Consider the following 18,727-nt stretch of genomic DNA (forward strand, 5'->3'; position numbering starts at 1 on the left):
CGTGGATCGCGCAGGCGCCGGTCGAACCGTGTATTCGAATCGGTCTTTGCGCACCGGTGGGCCGTAGGCCGCCGCTCATCCGGCCATCCGGCTGGAGCGCTGCGGGAAACGAACACCGAAAGTGGAGTGGCGGGCAGGCGCCGGGGCGGGCGCGCATCCTATGCGGCAACGGTGCGGTTGAGAACCTGCGGCCGGCGCGGGGAAACCGGTGCGAGGTCCGCAGCGTTGGCATGGCTGGACGGCGGAACGCCGCACCAGAGCGGAGAACCCCATGAACACCGCGAACCTGCAATTGGAAGGCGTGCTCCTCGCCTTGTCGCGCCTGGTCGAGACCATGCGGAACAAGGGCCTTCTCACCTCCGGCGAGATCGAGACAGCGCTCGCCGAGGCGGAGGACGCCTGCCGCCGCGATGCCGCCTGCCGCACCATCAGCCCGGGCCAGGCCGAAGGGGTGTTGTTCCCCATCCGCTTCCTGCGCGCGGCCACCAATCGCCAGGAAGGCCCCTCCCCGACCTTCACCGACATCGCCACGTCCATCGGCGAGGACAAGGACAGGCACGGCTGAACGGAGCACGGCGTCGGACCCTCTGCGATCGGGCGCTGGCGCCGAGGGGTTTCCAAAGGGTATCAAGCGCTTGTACGCCCCGACGCCGTCATCCGGACAGGCCGGCGCAGCGATTGTGTGGGGAGGCGCCGTTGACCGCCGATCTCGACCTCATGCTATCTGGCGGCGCTCGCGGGCGGCATCTTCTATTTCTCCCGCTTGCTCACCGATGGCAGACCGCCCGCCGAACTGATGCCGGTCGTGGAACGCCTCGCCGGCATCTTCATCGGCGTCGCCCTGATGCTGATCGCGTCACTCCTGTCCGCGCTTCACAACAGGCGGCTCACGCCCAGCCCCGACTGTCGACCCGTCTGGCGAGGGCGCCCTCTCCAGCATCAGGCCAGAACGCGGCGCTGCAGCCGCCGCGCGAGGCGCGCCGGCCCGTAGTGCCACGCGAGCGTCACCCTGTCCGCGAACGCAAGGCCGGCGACCTTGCGGGGCACGAACCAGGCGTTGTGCCCGGTGCGACGGACCGGCACATAATCATGTGCCCGCAACAGGCGGCGGCTGCGGCCGAAATCCACCCGGTCGTCGACCAGGATGAGACGCGGCTTGAAACGGGAGGCGGTGAAGCCGGAAAGAACGTCCGCCTCGGTGCCCCCCACGTCGAGGGACAGGAAGTCGAAGCTGGTGATGCCCGCCTCCGCCAGAATGTCATCAAGCGTTCTGGCCGCCACGCGCATCACGCCGCTCGGCTGGTCGCCGGGGAACAGGTGTGACCGCGCCTCCCATCCCAGAAGCCAGAGCTGAAGTATGTCTGGCGCTCCGGGCGCCGCACAGGCGACCGGGACAACCGGAGACTTTCGTGTCGTCTCCAATGCCTTGGCCAGCTCGACGGACGGCTCGATGAGCAGACCCTTCCAGCCGTTCAGCTCGAGATGATAGGTCTGGCTGCCGCGGATGGGATCCCCCGCACCGACATCGACGAACGTTCCGACGGCATTTCCGAGCCAAGCCGCCACAAGTCCTCTCTCATGGTGAGAGGGATTGATGACGCGACCACCGTCATCAGCAAGAACAGCTGCACCCATGGCACTCCACCCGCTTAACTCCGCGGAAAGTGCCCGGGTACCGAAATTTTCACAATGATAATCGGGTTCAGATTGTAGTCATAATGTCCAGAATGGACCTATCTATATTAAAATATGAGGTCAAAAATAGTTCGTTGCAACACGCAATTTTAGCGAAATACAATTTTCGTTCGGACATATTACTAAATGAGCGCCCGGAGGGTTTCGGCAAAGCGCCGGCCGGCCTGACGCACGGATGCTCCGCCCTTGTGGGTCAGCTGGAGCCATACCCTTCGGCGATCCTCGGGGTCGGGATGGCGCTCGACAAGCCCTTCCTGCTCAAGCGCTTCGAGGCGACGCAAGGCTGTGGTGGTGGAGGTTCCGACCCCCGCGCATAGCGCCGAGACCGAAACCTGCCGGCCAGCAGCCTGCGCCATGGCGAGATCGAGCAGCATTTCCCAGGCGGCATCTCCGCCGGCAATCCTCGGAAGAACCCGCTTGCGGTCCATGCGCAGGCCGTCAAGCAGGCGCAGAAGAGACAGAGGATCGTCGAACAAGGTCGCTGCCCGCCGCTTCTGCACGGAGAGATCCAGCGCACGCCGAATGGCGGCCACGAGATTGGCGATTTCGACCGGCTTCTGGAGAAAATCCACCGCGCCCATGCGCAGGGCGGCAACGGAGTTCTCCAGCGATGCATTTCCCGTGAGTATGATGGGGAGAATCTGCGGGCCTTGACGAAGTTCACCCACACGACGGATCAGCTCAAGACCGTCAAGATCCGGCATGGCAAGGTCGGTGACCAGCACGCGTATGGCGAAGTTCTGCTCGACGATATCGAGAGCGCTCAAAGGCGAAGAGGCGCAGACCACTGGCAGGTTCTCGAGCGCGAGGCCCTCTCGCACCTCAAGAAGGAACTCCTTGTCGTCATCGACGACGATGACCGCAACATCCCGCATCGCCCAACTGCCATCACACGCGCCATGGCCACCCCCGGCACGAACAGCCGTCGGCACGGGAGTTCCTGTCAAAGCCACCCCGGAGGTCGAGCTAGGCGGGTATCATGCTAGGCTCATGCGATCCAGATCAGATCGATCCAATCTATCCCCATTTGGACCAATTTTCGCCAAGGAGCAGATATTTAGAGTTGATTGAATGCCGTATACGTCAACCCAAGCGTGGCCACGTCCTGCCGGAAAGGTTTCGGAGGTATCCTGAGAGGGGGGTGACGGCCATAGGCGACAGCGCCGGCCGCGAGCCGGCTACTCGACCGGAACCTTACAGGTCGATGGCGAGATGGCGCGGTCCCGGCTCAGGCCGAGACCGCCTCCGGTGCTTCGATCTGCCGAACGCGGTCCATCACCGCCTTCTGCACCTTCTCGAATGCGCGCACCTCAATCTGGCGCACGCGCTCGCGTGAGACGCCGAACTCGGCGGCAAGGTCTTCCAGCGTCATTGGGTCGTCGGAGAGCCGACGCGCCTCGAAGATGCGGCGCTCACGGTCGTTGAGCACGGACAGGGCGCCGGACAGGGCCGAACGGCGGTTGCTCAGCTCCTCGCTCTCGGCGAGTTGCTCCTCCTGGTCCTGACGCTCGTCCACCAGCCAGTCCTGCCACTCGCCGCCTTCCGAATCCTCGCGGATGGGGGCGTTGAGGGAGGCGTCCCCGGACAGGCGGCGGTTCATGTCCACCACGTCCTGCTCGGTGACGCCGAGCTTGGTGGCGATCTGCTTCACCTGATCGGGACGCAGGTCGCCCTCTTCCAGCGCGGAAATCTGGCTCTTGGCCTTGCGCAGGTTGAAGAACAGCTTCTTCTGCGCCGCCGTGGTGCCCATCTTCACGAGGCTCCACGAGCGCAGGATGTATTCCTGGATGGAGGCGCGGATCCACCACATGGCGTAGGTGGCGAGGCGGAAGCCCTTCTCGGGCTCGAACCGCTTCACCGCCTGCATGAGGCCCACATTGCCCTCGGAGATCACCTCGGAGATGGGCAGGCCATAGCCGCGGTATCCCATGGCGATCTTGGCCACGAGGCGCAGATGGCTCGTCACCAGCTTGTGAGCGGCGTCCCGGTCCCCGTGCTCGCGCCAGCTCTTCGCGAGCATATATTCCTCCTGCGGCTCCAGCATGGGGAACCGCCGGATTTCCTCCAGGTACCGCGAAAGCCCGCCCTCTGCGGAGGGAATGGGCATGGACTTCTGCTGGGCCATCACGAGGCCTCCTTCTCCCGCGGCCCCCATCCGGGCAGCCGCTCGTGCGGCCGCATGACGCCGACCGCGACGCACGATAATATAGATACGAACGAAAGGCGGATAGGTTTCATCCTCTCACGTCGCTGCGAGAGCGGATTGCGTTTCTGCACGCTCGCGATCAGTCGCGCAGCGCCGCCTTGAGCGCCGCAAGATCCTGCGGCAGCTCGCTTTCAAACGACAATTCCTCGCCGGTCACCGGGTGCGCGAAGCCGAGCCGAGCGGCGTGCAGCGCCTGCCGGCCAAGCGCGGCAAGGCAGGCCCGGGCCTCATCTGGCAGCAGCGAGACCTTGGTCCGGAAGCCCTGGCCGTACACCTCGTCGCCGAGCAGCGGATGGCCGGCATGGGCCATGTGGACGCGGATCTGGTGGGTGCGCCCGGTCTCCAGCCGGCATTCGATGAGGCTCGCGACCTCGGTGCCGGTCTTGCCGACGAAAGTCTCCAGCACCTCCCAATGGGTCACCGCATGGCGGCCGGAACCCCGCACCGCCATCTTCTGGCGATGGGTGGGGTGCCGGTCGATGGGCGCATCCACCCGGCCGCGGGGCTCGGGTACGCCCCAGACAAAAGCGAGATAGGCGCGCTCCAGCGGCCCGGTACGGCCATGGTCGGCAAACTGGGCGGCGAGGCCCTTGTGAGCGGCGTCGGACTTGGCCACCACCAGCAGGCCCGACGTATCCTTGTCGATGCGGTGGACGATACCCGGCCGCCGCACCCCGCCGATGCCGGAGAGGCTGTCGCCGCAATGGTGCAGGAGCGCGTTCACCAGCGTGCCCGAGGCATGGCCCGGCGCCGGGTGCACCACCAGCCCGGCCGGCTTGTCGATGACGATGAGATGATCGTCCTCGAAGGCGATGGTGAGCGGGAGGTCTTCCGCCACCGGCTCGGCCGGCTCGGGAGGCGGCAGGGTCAGGGTGTAGACCTCGCCGGCATTGACCCTCGCGGCCGCGTCCCCTACCACTCCCCCGCCGATGGACACCTGCCCTTCCGCAACGAGACGCTGGATGCGGGTGCGGCTGAGTTCGGGCGCAAGACGCGCCAGGACGCGATCCAGCCGCTGCCCCGCATCCTCGGGGGCGACGGCGAGGGTGAGGCTCGCGCCAGCGTCCTGACCGGCTTCGTCCGGCCCGATGTCGTCGGTGAGGTCGTCGAAGCCGTCGACAAGGGCAGCTTCGGTCGTCTTCGCGTTCATTCTCGTCCCGTCAGGAGCCCCGGCCCCTCATGTTCCACCGCCCGCCCCAGATCGACACCCCCGAAGAGGCGCTGACGCCGGAACAGGAGCGCGTCATCCGCAAGTTCCGCCGCTTCTCCAGCATCTCCATGCTGGTCATGGTGCTGGGGGTGGCGGCCGTGTTCGGCGTGATCGGTTATCGCATGATCCGGGCGAAACCGCTTGCGTCGGGCGAAATGACCGCGCTTTTGCCCAAGGGCGCCCGCATTGTCTCCACCGCCGTCTCCGGCGACGTGGTGGTGGTGGCCATCGAGGTCAACGGCGCGACCGAGATCCGCACCTTCGACGCCCGCACCCTCGCCCCGGCGGGCCGGCTGCGCTTTGCGGTAGAGCCCTGAGCTACTGGAGCGATCCCTCGCCGTCCCCCGGCATGCGGGCCAGCATCATCTGTGTGATGGCCACCAGCATGTCCGCGCGGGCCTTGAGGTTCTCCGCCTCCAGCAGCGCCTGCTTCTCCAGCGCGCCGTAGGGCGACATCACCGAAAGGGCGTTCACCAAAGTCTCGGTGCCGGCCTGGCGGATACCGTCCCAGTCGGCTTCCAGCTTGTTGGCGTCGAGGAAGGCCGCGAGCGCGGCCAGCACCGCCTCCCGGTCCACCTCCGCCTCGCCGGCCGAGACATCGAAATCCTCGGCGAACAGGGCCGTATCGATGCGGAACTGGCGATAGGGGGTTGTCACCGCCATCTCCTCCACCACGCGGAAACGGCAGATGCCGCTCAGGGTGATGAGGTAGCGCCCGTCCCCGGTCTCGCCGAACTGGGTGAGACGCCCCACGCAGCCCACCTTGTGCACAGCCGGTCCGCTCGCGCCCGCAGGCGCCGCCTCGTCGGGCTGGATCATGCCGATGAGCCGCGCGCCGGCCAGCGCATCGTCCACCATGGCGAGATAGCGCGGCTCGAAGATGTTGAGCGGCAGTTCCGCCCGCGGCAGCAGCAAGGCACCGGTGAGCGGAAACACGGGGATCACCGGCGGAATGTCCGCCGGCGACAGGTAATTGCGGTTGTTAGCCACGAAAAAATCCTTCTCGAGCGCCTTCGAGCGAAACTCCGTCCGCGTCGGCAAAGCGCATCGACCAATGATCGAAAGCTGCGTCTCGCCCCGGAATAAGGAAAGGCCGCGCTCTCAGGCGAACATGATCGCCGACAATTTCTTACGTCCTGAAAGGGTGAGCGGATCGGTCGGGCCCCAGGCCTCGAACAACTGGACCAGCTGCTTGCGCGCGGCATCCTCGTTCCAGGCGCGGTCGCGCTTGACGATGTCGAGCAGGTGGATCAGCGCGTCCTCGCGCCGGCCCTTGGCATTGAGCCCGATCGCGAGATCAAAGCGGGCCTGATGATCGGCCGGGTCGAGGTCGAGCTTCGCCTGCAGCGTCGCGAGGTCCCCCAGCGAGGCGGCCTGCTCGGCGACATCGAGGGCGGCGCGGGCAGCGGCAACGGACGGGTCGTTGGCCTTGTCGGCGGGCGCAAGCGCCAGCGTCGCCTTGGCCTGCTCCAGCGCGCCAGCCGCGACCTGGGTGCGCACGAGGCCGGCGAGGGCCTTCAGATTGTCCGGCTCCTCGCCCAGCACGCCAGCGAAGATTTCGGCCGCAGCGGTCAGGTCGCCATCCGCCAGCGCGCCTTCGGCCGCCGCAAGGGCTTCCTCCAGTCCGTCCGTGGCAGGCCCGATGAGGCGATCGATGAACGCCTTCACCTGCCCCTCCGGCAGGGCGCCCATGAAACCGTCCACCGGCTGGCCGTTCACGAAGGCATAGACGGTGGGCACCGACTGGATGCCGAGCTTGCCGGGGATCACCGGATGGTCGTCGATGTTCAGCTTGGCGAGGCGCACCTTGCCCTTGGCGGCTTTCACCACCTTCTCGATGACCGGCGTCAGCGTCTTGCACGGGCCGCACCACGGCGCCCAGAAATCCACGAGGACCGGACGGCGCTTCGATTCCTCCATCACCTCGGCCATGAAGGTCTGGGTGGTGGTGTCGATGATGTCGCCGCCGGCGCTGTCCGAACCCGCAGCCGGTTTGGCACCCGTGGCGCCTGCCTGATTGAGCAGCATGTGTCGCAATCCCCGAAAATCCAGCCCCGCAGCGCCCGAAGGCGCCATCGCCGGGTCGGCCCCCCATAAATGGGGCGCAGACACACCGACGCAATGCGGCGCTTGCCGCCTTGTACCCTTTTCAACGGTGGAAGGTAAGGCAGGAGGCGCCGGCGCAACCACAAGACGCATCTGCGTGCACCTCCCGCCGACGCACAAGGCACCCCCTGTGGATCGTTGACAAACCAAGGCTTGCGCGGGGGTGATGGCCCATGCACGCTGGTTTGACCTCCACCGGAAAGGCTGGCACACCCCGCGGCGATGACCCTGTTCCCCATTCCCACAGCCAAGATCGCGGCATGAAGTTCGACCGCCTGCGGCTCGTGGGCTTCAAGACCTTCGTCGAGCCCACCGATCTCCTGATCGAGCCCGGCCTTACCGGCGTGGTGGGGCCGAACGGGTGCGGCAAGTCCAATCTTGTCGAGGCGCTGCGCTGGGTGATGGGCGAAAGCTCCTACAAGGCCATGCGCGCCAACGACATGGAGGATGTCATCTTCTCCGGCACCACGGGGAGGCCGGCGCGCAATTCCGCAGAGGTGGTGCTGCACCTCGACAATTCCGACCGCACCGCCCCTGCCGCCTTCAACGAGTGGGACCAGCTGGAGATCGTCCGCCGCATCGAGCGCGGCGCCGGATCGAGCTACCGCATCAATGGCAAGGACGTCCGTGCCCGCGACGTCCAGCTCATCTTCGCCGATGCCTCCACCGGCGCCCGCTCCCCCGCCCTCGTGCGGCAGGGGCAGATCGGCGAGATCGTCGGCGCCAAGCCCAATGCCCGCCGCCGCATTCTGGAAGAGGCCGCCGGCGTCGCCGGCCTTCACGCCCGCCGCCATGAGGCCGAGACCCGTCTGAAGGCCGCCGAGCAGAACCTGCTGCGGCTGGAAGACGTCATCACGCAGCTGGGCACACAGGTGGACAGCCTGCGCCGCCAATCCCGCCAGACCGTGCGGTACAAATCGCTGGCCGCCGAAATCCGCCAGTGCGAGGCAACCCTGCTCTGGCTGCGCTGGCAGGACGTCACCAAGGCGCTGGCCGACGCCGAGCAAGCCGTTGAAGCCGCAAAGCGCGATGGCGCCGAGCACACGCGCCTGCAGGCCGAGGCCGCGCGCCTTCAGGCCCTTGCCGCCCATGCGCTCCCGGCGCTCCGCCAGAAGGAGGCGGAAGCCGCCGCCGCCTTGCAGCGCCTGACCCATGCCCGGCAGGAGCTGGACGCCGAAGAGGCGCGTCTTGCCGCCCGCAAGGAGGAGCTGGAACGTCGTCTCGTTCAGCTGGCTCAGGATACCGCCCGCGAGGAGGCCCTCTCCCACGACGCCGAGAGCGTGCTGGAGCGTCTCGCCACCGAGGCCGAAAACCTGCGCTTCGAGCAGGAGGAGGCGGCCGAGCGCGAAGCCATCGCCGCCGACATGCAGGAGGAGGCCGCCGCCTTTCTGGAGGAGGCCGAGCGCGCCCTTGAGGAAAAGACCGCGCACTTTGCCGATCTTGGCGCCCGCCGCGCTTCGCTGGAGCAGCTTCTGCGCGAGACGCGCGACCGGCTGGTGCGCAACGCCGCCGAGCGCGCCTCCGTGGAGGCCGAGGAAAGCCGCCTGAAGCAGCAGGCCGGAACCGACGCCCTCGAAGGCCTGCGCATGGAGGCCGAGGCCGCTCGCGACGCCTTGGCCGAGGCCGAGGAAGCCAGCATCGACGCCGAGGTGGCCCACACTGTCGCGCGCCGCGCCATTGAGGAACTGCGCCCGACCCTCGCCGAAGCGCAGGCGCGCTTCGGCCGTCTGGAGACCGAGGCGCGAACACTGGCGAAGGTGCTCCAGTCCAGCGATGCGCGCTTCCCGCCTGTGGCCGATCTCGTCACCGTCGCCAAGGGCTATGAGACGGCGCTCGGCGCCGCCTTGGGCGATGATCTCGACCTGCCGGTGGACGGCGCCGCCCCCGCCCGCTGGGCCGGTGCGGCATTGGACCCGTCCGACCCCCCATTGCCGCACGGCGCCCAGCCCCTCTCCCGCTTCGTCTCCGGCGCCCCGGCGCTGGCACGACGGCTGGCGCAGGTGGGCATCGTGGCCCGCGCCGACGGTCCCGCGCTAGCAAGCCGGCTGAAGGCCGGCCAGCGCCTCGTCTCCATGGAGGGGGACCTGTGGCGCTGGGACGGCGTGGTTGCCGCCGCTGACGCCCCCACAGCCGCCGCTCGCCGCCTCGCCGAGCGCAATCGGCTCGCCGACATCGAGGCCGAGGCGGCGCTGGCTGAAGCACATCTCGACGAAGTGCGCGCGACCCTCGCCGACCGCGAAGGCGTCTTGCGTCAGGCCGCCGAGGGCGAAAATCTCGCCCGGGAGGCCCGCCGCGCCGCGCAGCGATCCGCCGAGGCGAGCCGCGCCACGCTGGAGGCGGCCGAGCGCCGCGCCGCCCAGCATCTCGCGCGGCTCTCCGCACTGGCCGAGGCGCGCAACCGCCTCGCCGCCGTGCGGGCCGAATCGGAGGCGTCGCTGACCGATGCCGAGCGCCAGCTCGCCGCACTCGACACGCCGCAGGTGCTCGAATCGGAGCTGGCGCGCGCCCGTGCGGACACCGCCGAGCGCCGCGCCGCCGTGGCCGAGGCCCGCGCCCGGCTCGATGCGCTGCGACGCGATGCCACCCAGCGCATGCGCCGGCTGGAAGCCATCGCCGCGGAAGAACGCTCCTGGCGCCAGCGCGCCGGAGGTGCCGGGGAACGGCTTGCCGCGGTCGCTGCCCGAGAAGCCGAGGCGAAGGCCGAGCTCGCCGAGATCGAGGAAGCGCCCTCCGAATTCATCCGCCGCCGTCGTGCAATCATGAATGCGCTGGAAGAGGCGGAGGCCGCCCGCCGCGAGGCTGCCGACCGGCTCGCCGAGGGCGAGGAGGCACTTGCTGCCGCCGACCGGGCCGCCCGCGACGCGCTGGAAGCCATGTCCGGCGCCCGGGCCGAGGCCGCCCGCGCCGACGCCCGGCTGGAGGGCGCCCGCCAGCGCCGCGACGACCTCCAGCGCGAAATCGCCGACATTCTCGACGGCCCGCCGAACCTCGCCCGCGAACAAGCCGGCCTCACCGACTCATCCCCGCCGCCGAACGTCGCGGCCATCGAGGCGACGCTGGAGCGGGCGAAGCGCGACCGGGAGCGACTCGGCGCCGTGAACCTGCGCGCCGACGTGGAGTTGGAAGAAGCCGAGGCCCAGCATACCAAGCTGACCACCGAGCGCGACGACCTGAACGAGGCCATCCGCCGCCTGCGCGCCGCCATCCAGAGCCTCAACCGCGAGGCGCGCGAACGGCTTCAGGCCTCCTTCGCGGTGGTGGACGGGCATTTCCGTAAGCTGTTCGACACGCTGTTCGGCGGCGGCGAGGCGCAACTGGTGCTCACCGATGCGGACGATCCGCTGGAGGCCGGCCTCGACATCATCGCCAAGCCCCCGGGCAAGAAGCCGCAGACGCTGATGCTGCTCTCCGGCGGAGAGCAGGCGCTGACCGCCATGGCGCTCATCTTCGCCGTCTTCCTCACGAATCCCGCCCCCATCTGCGTGCTGGACGAGGTGGACGCGCCGCTCGACGACGCCAACGTGGAGCGATTCTGCACCCTGCTGGAGGAAATGACGCGCCTCACGGACACGCGCTTCCTCACCATCACCCACAATCCCATCACCATGGCCCACCAGAATCGCCTGTTCGGGGTGACGATGGCGGAGCGGGGAATCTCCCGTCTGGTGTCGGTGGATCTGCAGAGCGCAGAGCGCCTGCGGGAGGCTGTGTAACGCTTTGGAGCACGCTTGAGCGGGACCTTTCCGTCACGACGGAGTGGCCCTCGCTGAAGCTGGCAGGCGCAAGCTTTCCGCGGCGGCAGCGCCGAGACGGCGAAGCACGATGTCGCAGCCACATTTTTCTCTTTTATTTTCAGCAGCTTGATACCATATACGGCCGCCTTGACACCCAATTTTGACGCAACTATGGTGCGCCGCGGTTCAAGGGAGAGGGCTGCGGTCCTCCACCGGAGCCAGGAACTTGCGCCATGTCCGGACCTGACGATACCTCCGCAGGAGGCAAAAGCGGACCGGACGGGGCGGGAAGCTCCCGGCCCAGCGATACCGAGCTCTCCGCAAGGCTTGAGCGGCTCAACACTTCGTTGGGCCACGTGCGCGCCAAAGCCGAGGTGCCGGCTCCAAAAGAGCAGGATACCTCGTCCAAATCGGGCGTCGCGCTTGCCTTCCGGTTGGGTGCCGAATTTGTGTCGGGCGTTCTGGTGGGGTCTCTCATCGGCTACGGCATCGACCGCTTCTTCTCGATCACGCCTTGGGGGCTGATCGTGTTCACGCTGGTTGGCTTTGCCGCAGGCGTGACGAACATGCTGAGGGCGTCCGGCGAAGGCCGGAAGATCGGCCCTGGCAAGTCCTGACGGGCGCCGCCTCGGCAAAGGGGCTAGGCGCGGCGGGATCGGGTTTTCGGGGCGGCGCGAGCCGTCCGGGTCATTGGGCCGGGTCCGGCGACGGATTTCGACCTGTTGATGTATTTGGCGGCTTCGGCCGTGATCTTGGGTTCAGCGGCCGAGGCCGCGATGGCAGGGGGCGCGTTCGGATGACCGTCGATCCGATCCACCAGTTCGAGATCAAGCGCTACGTTGACCTGCTGAACTTCAGCAGCGTGCAATTCTCGTTCACGAACGCCGCCGTGTTCATGTTCGGCATCGTGGCGATCATCTTCTTCTTCCTCACCTACGCCACCCGCGGCCGCACGCTGGTCCCGGGCCGGGCGCAGTCGGCGGCGGAGATGAGCTACGAATTCATCGCCAAGATGGTGCGCGACAGCGCCGGCAACCAGGGCATGGTGTTCTTTCCCCTGGTGTTCTCGCTGTTCATGTTCGTGCTGGTGGCGAATGTGGTGGGCCTGATCCCCTACACCTTCACCGTCACGGCGCACCTGATCGTCACCGCCGCCCTGGCGCTGCTGGTGATCGGCACCGTCATCATCTACGGCTTCGTCAAGCACGGCACCCACTTCCTGCACCTGTTCGTGCCGTCGGGCGTCCCGGGCTTCCTGCTTCCCTTCCTGGTGGTGATCGAGGTCGTCTCGTTCCTCTCCCGCCCCATCAGCCTGTCGCTGCGTCTGTTCGCCAACATGCTGGCTGGCCATATCGCGCTGAAGGTGTTCGCCTTCTTCGTGGTGGGCCTCGCCTCCGCCGGTGTCGCCGGCTGGTTCGGCGCGACGCTGCCCTTCCTGATGATCGTGGCGCTCACCGCGCTGGAGCTTCTGGTGGCGGTGCTGCAGGCCTACGTGTTCGCGGTGCTCACCTCGATCTACCTCAACGACGCGATCCACCCGGGTCACTGACCCGGACGTCGCCTCGCCGTTCCGCCGTTTCCCCAACACTCGAGTTTTTGAAGGAGCAGTCCATGGATCCCGCAGCTGGTAAGTTCATTGGTGCCGGTCTCGCCTGCCTCGGCATGGGTCTCGCCGGCGTCGGCGTCGGTAACATCTTCGGTAACTTCCTCTCCGGCGCCCTGCGCAACCCGTCGGCTGCCGACGGCCAGTTCGCCCGCGCGTTCATCGGCGCGGCGCTCGCGGAAGGTCTCGGCATCTTCTCGCTCGTCGTCGCCCTCGTCCTGCTGTTCGTGGCCTGATTTCAGGTTCGCGACGGAAGAGGTCTCCCGGGCGCCAAGCGCCCGGGCGCAGTGATTGACTACCTGTGCTTGAGACACCCATGTCTTGACAGGTGCGAAGGCGGGCAAGCCATGATGAAGTCGTGGAAAGTGACTGTCGCGCTGGCGTTTGCGGGTGCGGTCCTGATGGGCGCTCCCGTCTCGGCGGCGAGCGATCCTGCCGGCAAGCCGGCCGTGGTTGCGCAGGCGGCTCCTCCCACCGGCGCCGCCGGGCACGGGACCCACGAGCCTGCCGCCGCAGCTCCCGGTACGGGACATGCGGATGCGGCCGGAGAGCACGGCAAGAAGAGCCACTTTCCGCCCTTCGACGGCACCACCTTCGCCTCGCAGCTGCTGTGGCTCGCCCTGAGCTTCGGCCTGCTCTATCTCCTGATGAGCCGTATCGCCCTGCCGCGCATCGGTCGCATCCTGGAAGAGCGCCACGACCGCATCGCCGACGACCTTGAGGAAGCGGCGAAGCACAAGGCCGACAGCGAGGCCGCCCAGGCGGCCTACGAGAAGGCCCTCAACGAGGCTCGCGCCAAGGCCAACTCCATCGCCGGCGAGACGCGCAACCGTCTCAACGCCGAGCAGGACGCCAACCGCAAGTCGCTCGAGGCGGAGCTCGCCACCAAGCTCGCTGCCGCCGAGGAGCGCATCGCCTCCACCAAGACCGAGGCCCTCACCCATGTGAAGGGCATCGCCGTGGACGCCACCGGCGCCATCGTCTCCACCCTCATCGGCACGAGCCCTGCTCAGCACGAGGTGGAACAGGCCGTCGACGGCGCCCTCGCCAAGAAGGACGCGGCCTGAGGGTCGCGACCCCCGCGCGCCTTCAGGGCAGCCGGGTTCTGGAATTTTGAACGCGCCTGATCGGTTCGCGTTCTCGACGAGACCCTGACGTTTCAACGTCGCGCAGGCCCGGACCGGGCGGACGCAGACGGACCCGAGGACCACGTTATGAACGAGATGTCACTGGCTGAACTTTGGGTCGCCATCGCCTTCGTGGTCTTCGTCGGCATCCTCATCTATGCCGGCGCCCACCGCGCCATCGCTTCCGCGCTCGACAGCCGCGGTCAGCGCATCTCCGCCGAGCTTGAAGAAGCCCGCCGGCTGAAGGAAGAGGCGCAGAAGCTCGTTGCCGAGTTCAAGCGCAAGCAGCGCGAGGCCGAGGCCGAGGCCGAATCCATCGTCACCGCCGCCAAGGCTGAGGCCGAGCGCCTCGCCGCCGAGGCGAAGGCCAAGCTTGAGGACTTCGTGTCCCGCCGCACCAAGATGGCCGAGGACAAGATCGCCCAGGCCGAGCACCAGGCCGTGGCCGATGTGAAGGCAATCGCCGCCGAGGCTGCCGCCAAGGCCGCCGAGGTTCTGCTGGGTCGTGCCGCTACCGGCGATGTCTCCGACCGCCTGATTTCCCACGCCATCGGCGAGGTCAGGACCAAGCTGAACTGAGCGCAATCAGCTCCGTTCCTCCGGAAGGCCGCCATTGGCGGCCTTTTTCGTTTTCGAAAAGCTCGGCGACGCGACCTATTTCGACGAAGCGTCGCCATCCGCTCCGGCAGCGGGCCCGCTGCTCCCGGCCGCGAACCTGCCCCGGCGCCTCCCAGCTCCGCGGACGCCTTGATTGAGCCGCCGCGCTGGTCCATTGCTAGGATATGTGGCGCGCAGCGGAAACACGTTCTTCCCAGACCGGGCCGAGCCGGAGGCGAGGCCGTTTGTCCGTGCGGCTCAATCCCCTCGCCCTGCTGCTGCTCGCACTCCTCACGGGGATGACGCTGGCCGCCGATTCGGCCCGCCCCGCCTTCGCGCAGAACGACTTCTTCTTCTTCCTGCGCCCCCCGGCCAACGTGCCACGCGGCAATCCTCAGCCCCAGCAGCGGCAGCAGCAGCAGCGCCCCCCGCAGAATTCCGGCTGGTGGCCGTTCCAGCCCCAACCCGAGGTCCTTCCTCCGCCCCAGCAGGCCAAGCCCCAGGCGCCGGCCGAGCCGACGGGCGTCGTCTATGGCTCCGCCGATGCCGCGAGCCAGGGCAAGCGCGTACCGCCCAGCCAGTTCGTGCTGGTGCTGGGCGACCGCATGGCGGGGCAGTTGGCGCAGGGCCTCGCCGATTCCTACGTGCCGGAACGCCAGCGCATCGCGATCATCGACAACACGGTTGACGAGAGCGGCTTCCTGCCGACGCCGGTGGACTGGCTCGCCCGCCTTCCCGATGCGATCGCTGTCGCACGGCCGTCCGTGACCGTCGTTGCGCTCGGCGCCGACGACCTCCAGCCCATCAAGGATGGCGATGGCCAGGCCCAGCCGCTGACCGAGCGGTGGAGCGAGCTCTATGGCAAGCGCGTCGACGAGGTGCTCGCCGCGCTTCGCGAAAAGGCGGGCCGGGTGATCGTGGTCGGCCTTGCCCCCGTAGCCAACGGCCAGCTGTCCGACGACTACGCCAAGCTGAACGAAATCCTGCGTGCCCGCGTCGCCCGCGCGGGGCTCACCTTTGCCAACGTCTGGGACGGCTTCGTCGACGAGGACGGGAAGTACATGGCGAATGGCCCGGCGGTGGACGGCCAGCGCAGGCGCCTGAGATTCAACGATGGCGTACGCTTTACCCGCGCCGGCGGGCGAAAGCTGGCCTTCTTCGTGCAGAAGGACATCAACCGCATGCTGGAGGAGAGCGGCGGCGCCAAGGCCTCTGCGACACCGGACGCGACCAGCGGACCGGAGCGGCCCTCGGCCCTCGCCGGTGCGCCGGCGACAGGCCGCGAAGCGCGCCCCGATGCGGTTCAGGTGTCCACCAGCGCCGCTTCCGCCGCGAAGGTGCTGAAGGACGGTGTCGCGCCGCCGCCCGTTCGCGGACGGGCCGACGATTTCACCTGGCCGCCCCCCGGTGCCGAGCCGGCCGCCGCTCCGCCGGCACGCTGACGCCTCCCGTTTTCCGGCGGCCTGACCAGCTCTGCCGCAGCGCGGCAAAATCCGCTTTGCAAAGCCGGAGCGGCGCTTTACCGATTTCAGGGAAGAAATGCGGGCGCCGCCCGCCACATCGGTCGAGGAGCCGTCATGTCCGAGGGAAATTCCGCCGCGTCCATCCGTCCGCGCCGCAGCGTCCTCTACATGCCCGGCTCCAACGCCCGCGCGCTGGAGAAGGCGCGCACCCTTCCGGCGGACGCGGTGATCCTCGACCTCGAGGACGCGGTCGCCCCCGACGCCAAGGTTGAGGCTCGCGGCCGCATCGTCGAGACGGTGAAGGCCGGCGGCTTCGGGCCGCGCGAGGTGGTCATCCGCATCAACGGCCTGGACACGCCGTGGGGACCGGACGATCTGGAAGCCGCAGCATCCGCCACGCCCGACGCGATCCTGCTTCCCAAGGTCCAGTCGGTGGAACAGCTCGTCACGGTGGGCCGCCGCCTCAAGGCGCTGGACGTGCCCGCCACCACGCGGGTCTGGGCGATGATCGAGACGCCGCTGGCGATCCTCGACATCAAGGCCATCGCCGCCGCCGCGCAGGACCCGCTGACCCGGCTTTCGGTGTTCGTTCTCGGCACCAACGATCTCGCAAAGGAAACCCGCGCCGCTCTTGTGCCCGGCCGCGCGCCCATGGTCGGCTGGCTGAGCCTCGTCGTCGCCGCCGCCCGCGTCTATGGCGTGGACGTGCTGGACGGCGTGTGGAACCAGTTCCAGGACCTCGAAGGCTTCAAGGCCGAATGCGCCCAGGGCGTTGAATTCGGCATGGATGGCAAGACGCTGATCCACCCCAGCCAGATCGAGCCCTGCAACATCGCCTTCAGCCCCCCGGAGGCCGATGTGGCGCGCGCCCGGGCGATCATCGCGGCCTTCGCTTTGCCGGAGAATGCGGGCAAGGGCGTTATCACGCTGGACGGCCGCATGGTGGAGCTGCTCCACGCCGAGATGGCCAAGCGCACCGTCGCGCTGGCCGACGCCATCGCCGCCCGCGGCTGACCGCACAATGACCACGCCCTCCGCACCTACCGCTCCCGCGCCCCTGCACATCGTCATGGTCGCCTACCCGGACATGACGCAGCTCGACCTCACCGGCCCGTTCGAGGTGTTCGCGCGGCTGCCTGGCGCGAAGATCGACATTGTCTGGAAGACGAGCACCAAGCCGGTGAAGGACGTGGCCGGCCTCTCCATCATGCCCACCGCCGCCTTTAAGGAAATCCACGACTGCGACGTGCTGTTCGTGCCCGGCGGGCCGGGCCAGCTGGAGCTGATGGAGGACCGGGAAACCCTCGGCTTCCTGCAGGAGATGGCGGACGGCGCGCGCTACGTGACCTCCGTCTGCACCGGCTCGCTGATCCTTGGTGCCGCGGGGCTGCTCAAGGGCTACCGCGCCACCTGCCACTGGCTGTCCCTGCCGCAGCTCGCCCACCTCGGCGCCATTCCGGTGGAGGAGCGGGTGGTCATCGACCGCAATCGCCTCACCGGCGCCGGCGTTTCCTCCGGGATCGACCTTGCGCTGGCGCTGGCGAGCGAGATCGCCGGCGAGGACGAGGCGCGGCGCATCACCCTCGCCATCGAATACCAGCCCGAACCGCCCTTCCCACCCCGCGACCAGGAGGATCCCCGCCTCGTCGAGGAAGTGCGGGGACGGACACAGGGCTTCCAGGACAAGCGCGACGCCGTCGCCCGTCGCATCGGCGCGCGGCTCTGACACCCCCGGGGGGACTGAACCATGAAGCTCTATCGCTATCTCACCGGCCCTGACGACGCCGCCTTCTGCAAGCGCGTGTCCGCAGCCCTCAACCGGGGCTGGCAGCTCCACGGTGCGCCCACGCTCACCTTCGACACCGTTCAGGGCCGCGTCATCTGCGGGCAGGCCATCGTGAAGGAAGTGGAAGGCGAGTGGTCGGACGAGGTCGTGCTCTCCGAGCACTGAGCCCGCGCCAAGCGATCGCCTATCGGGAGCGCCTATCCGGGATCGCCGATCGGAGACGCGCGACGGTGGATCAGACCGCCTTCGCCTCGGCAGCCGCGGCATGGCCGGGCATGAGGACGATGGACACGTCCACCTCGTCGCCGGCCTCGCGGAACTCCCGCTTCACCGACTCGGTGAGTTTGGCCACCACGGCGCGGGCGCGGGCGACCGTCCAGTCGCTCTCGAAGCCGAGATGCAGCTCCACGAACATCTTGCCGCCGAACTGCCGGGTGCGGATGTCGCCCAATTCGTCGAAATCGTCGAAGTGGGTGGTGAGCACCTTGAGGATGCGCAACTGCCCCGCCTCGTCGATGGCCTGGTCGAGCAGCGAGGCCACCGAGTTCGAGAGCATGGCGTAGATGTTGTAGATCATGAACCCGATGACCACGAACGAGCCCAGCGGATCGAGGTAGTACAGGATCGGGATGTTGTTGAAGATCGACAGGATCACCGTGACCGTGAACACCGAGCCTGAGGCGATGGCCGAGACGAGGTGAACGCGGGCCTGGGCGGCCAGCACCGGGGAATGGGTCTCGTGGGCGAGGCGGGTCGCCTTGCGGTTCAGGATCACATTGCCGATCACCGCCATGGCCGCCACGAACAGGCCCAGCTCGGCGCCATCCACGCCCTCCGGATGCATCACGCGGATGATGGCGCGGGTGCCGGCGATGACCACCAGGATGGTCTGCAGCAGCGCGATCATCAGCTCGGCGAGGTTTTCCAGCTTGCCGAGGCCGTAGGCATATTTGCCCGCATGGGCCTTGTGGGCGAGCTTCAGCACCAGCCAGCAGGCGGTGAGCGCCGTAAGGTCGAAGGAGGTGGCAAGGAGGTCGGTGAGGATCGCCGCCGAATTGGTGAGCGTCGCGGCGAGGATGTAGAAGGGAAACAGGCAGGCCGTGAAGATCATGGCCTTGAACGACAGATTCTGGCTCGCCGAACCCGACACGAATGCCCCCTCTTGCCCGCTGCGTTTTCCCGGAGCGGCCCAGCACCGCC

19 protein-coding genes are annotated in these 18,727 nt (G+C 67.9%); 12 read left to right on the forward strand and 7 right to left on the reverse strand.

The window, feature by feature from the left end:
- Positions 1 to 271: 271 nt before the first annotated feature.
- Entirely contained in the window at positions 272 to 565 is a 294-nt protein-coding gene (locus A37E_RS0103175; protein WP_029555290.1) for a hypothetical protein, read from the forward strand.
- Between the two features lie 374 nt (positions 566 to 939).
- Here A37E_RS0103175 and A37E_RS0103180 read toward each other — a convergent pair whose 3' ends face one another.
- The 4 genes from A37E_RS0103180 to A37E_RS0103195 form a co-directional block, all read right to left on the reverse strand.
- The gene (locus A37E_RS0103180) at positions 940 to 1,566 is read right to left on the reverse strand and encodes an FkbM family methyltransferase (protein WP_051678747.1); all 627 of its coding nucleotides are present in this window, start codon (positions 1,564 to 1,566) and stop codon (positions 940 to 942) included.
- Between the two features lie 251 nt (positions 1,567 to 1,817).
- Positions 1,818 to 2,627: a response regulator gene (locus tag A37E_RS0103185; protein WP_156026227.1), complete on the reverse strand. Its 810-nt coding sequence runs from the start codon at positions 2,625 to 2,627 to the stop codon at positions 1,818 to 1,820.
- A gap of 296 nt (positions 2,628 to 2,923) precedes the next feature.
- Positions 2,924 to 3,820, reverse strand: coding sequence for an RNA polymerase sigma factor RpoH (gene rpoH / locus A37E_RS0103190; protein ID WP_029555293.1), 897 nt, complete (start codon positions 3,818 to 3,820; stop codon positions 2,924 to 2,926).
- Between the two features lie 160 nt (positions 3,821 to 3,980).
- Positions 3,981 to 5,051, reverse strand: a complete 1,071-nt coding sequence (locus tag A37E_RS0103195) for an RluA family pseudouridine synthase (RefSeq protein ID WP_081837423.1) — start codon at positions 5,049 to 5,051, stop codon at positions 3,981 to 3,983.
- 29 nt (positions 5,052 to 5,080) lie between these two features.
- On the opposite strand from A37E_RS0103195, the gene A37E_RS0103200 reads away from it, so the two are divergent.
- The gene (locus A37E_RS0103200; RefSeq protein ID WP_024280365.1) at positions 5,081 to 5,428 is read left to right on the forward strand and encodes a hypothetical protein; all 348 of its coding nucleotides are present in this window, start codon (positions 5,081 to 5,083) and stop codon (positions 5,426 to 5,428) included.
- A gap of 1 nt (position 5,429) precedes the next feature.
- On the opposite strand, the gene A37E_RS0103205 is transcribed toward A37E_RS0103200, so the two are convergent.
- Complete coding sequence (locus A37E_RS0103205; protein ID WP_024280366.1) at positions 5,430 to 6,101, reverse strand: LON peptidase substrate-binding domain-containing protein; 672 nt, start codon at positions 6,099 to 6,101, stop codon at positions 5,430 to 5,432.
- A 111-nt stretch (positions 6,102 to 6,212) separates the two neighbouring features.
- The gene (gene trxA, locus A37E_RS0103210) at positions 6,213 to 7,139 is read right to left on the reverse strand and encodes a thioredoxin (protein ID WP_029555296.1); all 927 of its coding nucleotides are present in this window, start codon (positions 7,137 to 7,139) and stop codon (positions 6,213 to 6,215) included.
- 338 nt (positions 7,140 to 7,477) lie between these two features.
- On the opposite strand from trxA, the gene smc reads away from it, so the two are divergent.
- The 10 genes from smc to A37E_RS0103265 all read left to right on the forward strand — a co-directional run bounded on the left by smc (position 7,478) and on the right by A37E_RS0103265 (position 17,692).
- Entirely contained in the window at positions 7,478 to 10,930 is a 3,453-nt protein-coding gene (gene smc / locus A37E_RS0103215; protein ID WP_029555297.1) for a chromosome segregation protein SMC, read from the forward strand.
- A gap of 254 nt (positions 10,931 to 11,184) precedes the next feature.
- Positions 11,185 to 11,568 carry an AtpZ/AtpI family protein gene (locus A37E_RS0103220; protein ID WP_029555298.1) on the forward strand — a complete coding sequence of 128 codons (384 nt, stop codon included), beginning with the start codon at positions 11,185 to 11,187 and terminating at the stop codon, positions 11,566 to 11,568.
- Between the two features lie 179 nt (positions 11,569 to 11,747).
- Positions 11,748 to 12,500: a F0F1 ATP synthase subunit A gene (locus A37E_RS0103225; RefSeq protein ID WP_029555299.1), complete on the forward strand. Its 753-nt coding sequence runs from the start codon at positions 11,748 to 11,750 to the stop codon at positions 12,498 to 12,500.
- A gap of 62 nt (positions 12,501 to 12,562) precedes the next feature.
- On the forward strand, positions 12,563 to 12,790 hold the full coding sequence (locus tag A37E_RS0103230) for a F0F1 ATP synthase subunit C (protein WP_024280371.1): 228 nt from the start codon (positions 12,563 to 12,565) through the stop codon (positions 12,788 to 12,790).
- Between the two features lie 111 nt (positions 12,791 to 12,901).
- Positions 12,902 to 13,621, forward strand: a complete 720-nt coding sequence (locus A37E_RS0103235; RefSeq protein WP_347881323.1) for a F0F1 ATP synthase subunit B — start codon at positions 12,902 to 12,904, stop codon at positions 13,619 to 13,621.
- 147 nt (positions 13,622 to 13,768) lie between these two features.
- Entirely contained in the window at positions 13,769 to 14,260 is a 492-nt protein-coding gene (locus A37E_RS0103240; protein ID WP_029555300.1) for an ATP F0F1 synthase subunit B, read from the forward strand.
- 269 nt (positions 14,261 to 14,529) lie between these two features.
- Positions 14,530 to 15,720 carry an SGNH family hydrolase gene (locus tag A37E_RS0103245; protein WP_210165116.1) on the forward strand — a complete coding sequence of 397 codons (1,191 nt, stop codon included), beginning with the start codon at positions 14,530 to 14,532 and terminating at the stop codon, positions 15,718 to 15,720.
- A 135-nt stretch (positions 15,721 to 15,855) separates the two neighbouring features.
- The gene (locus A37E_RS0103250; protein ID WP_029555302.1) at positions 15,856 to 16,755 is read left to right on the forward strand and encodes a CoA ester lyase; all 900 of its coding nucleotides are present in this window, start codon (positions 15,856 to 15,858) and stop codon (positions 16,753 to 16,755) included.
- Positions 16,756 to 16,762: 7 nt separating this feature from the next.
- Entirely contained in the window at positions 16,763 to 17,467 is a 705-nt protein-coding gene (locus tag A37E_RS0103260; protein WP_038192490.1) for a DJ-1/PfpI family protein, read from the forward strand.
- A gap of 21 nt (positions 17,468 to 17,488) precedes the next feature.
- Positions 17,489 to 17,692, forward strand: a complete 204-nt coding sequence (locus A37E_RS0103265) for a DUF1737 domain-containing protein (RefSeq protein ID WP_024280377.1) — start codon at positions 17,489 to 17,491, stop codon at positions 17,690 to 17,692.
- 70 nt (positions 17,693 to 17,762) lie between these two features.
- Here A37E_RS0103265 and A37E_RS0103270 read toward each other — a convergent pair whose 3' ends face one another.
- Positions 17,763 to 18,677 (reverse strand): cation diffusion facilitator family transporter, encoded by a 915-nt coding sequence (locus A37E_RS0103270; RefSeq protein ID WP_029555303.1) that lies wholly within the window; start codon positions 18,675 to 18,677, stop codon positions 17,763 to 17,765.
- Positions 18,678 to 18,727 lie beyond the last annotated feature (50 nt).

Origin of the sequence: Xanthobacter sp. 91, from assembly GCF_000702385.1 — a bacterium.
Classification (GTDB): Bacteria; Pseudomonadota; Alphaproteobacteria; order Rhizobiales; family Xanthobacteraceae; genus Xanthobacter; species Xanthobacter aminoxidans.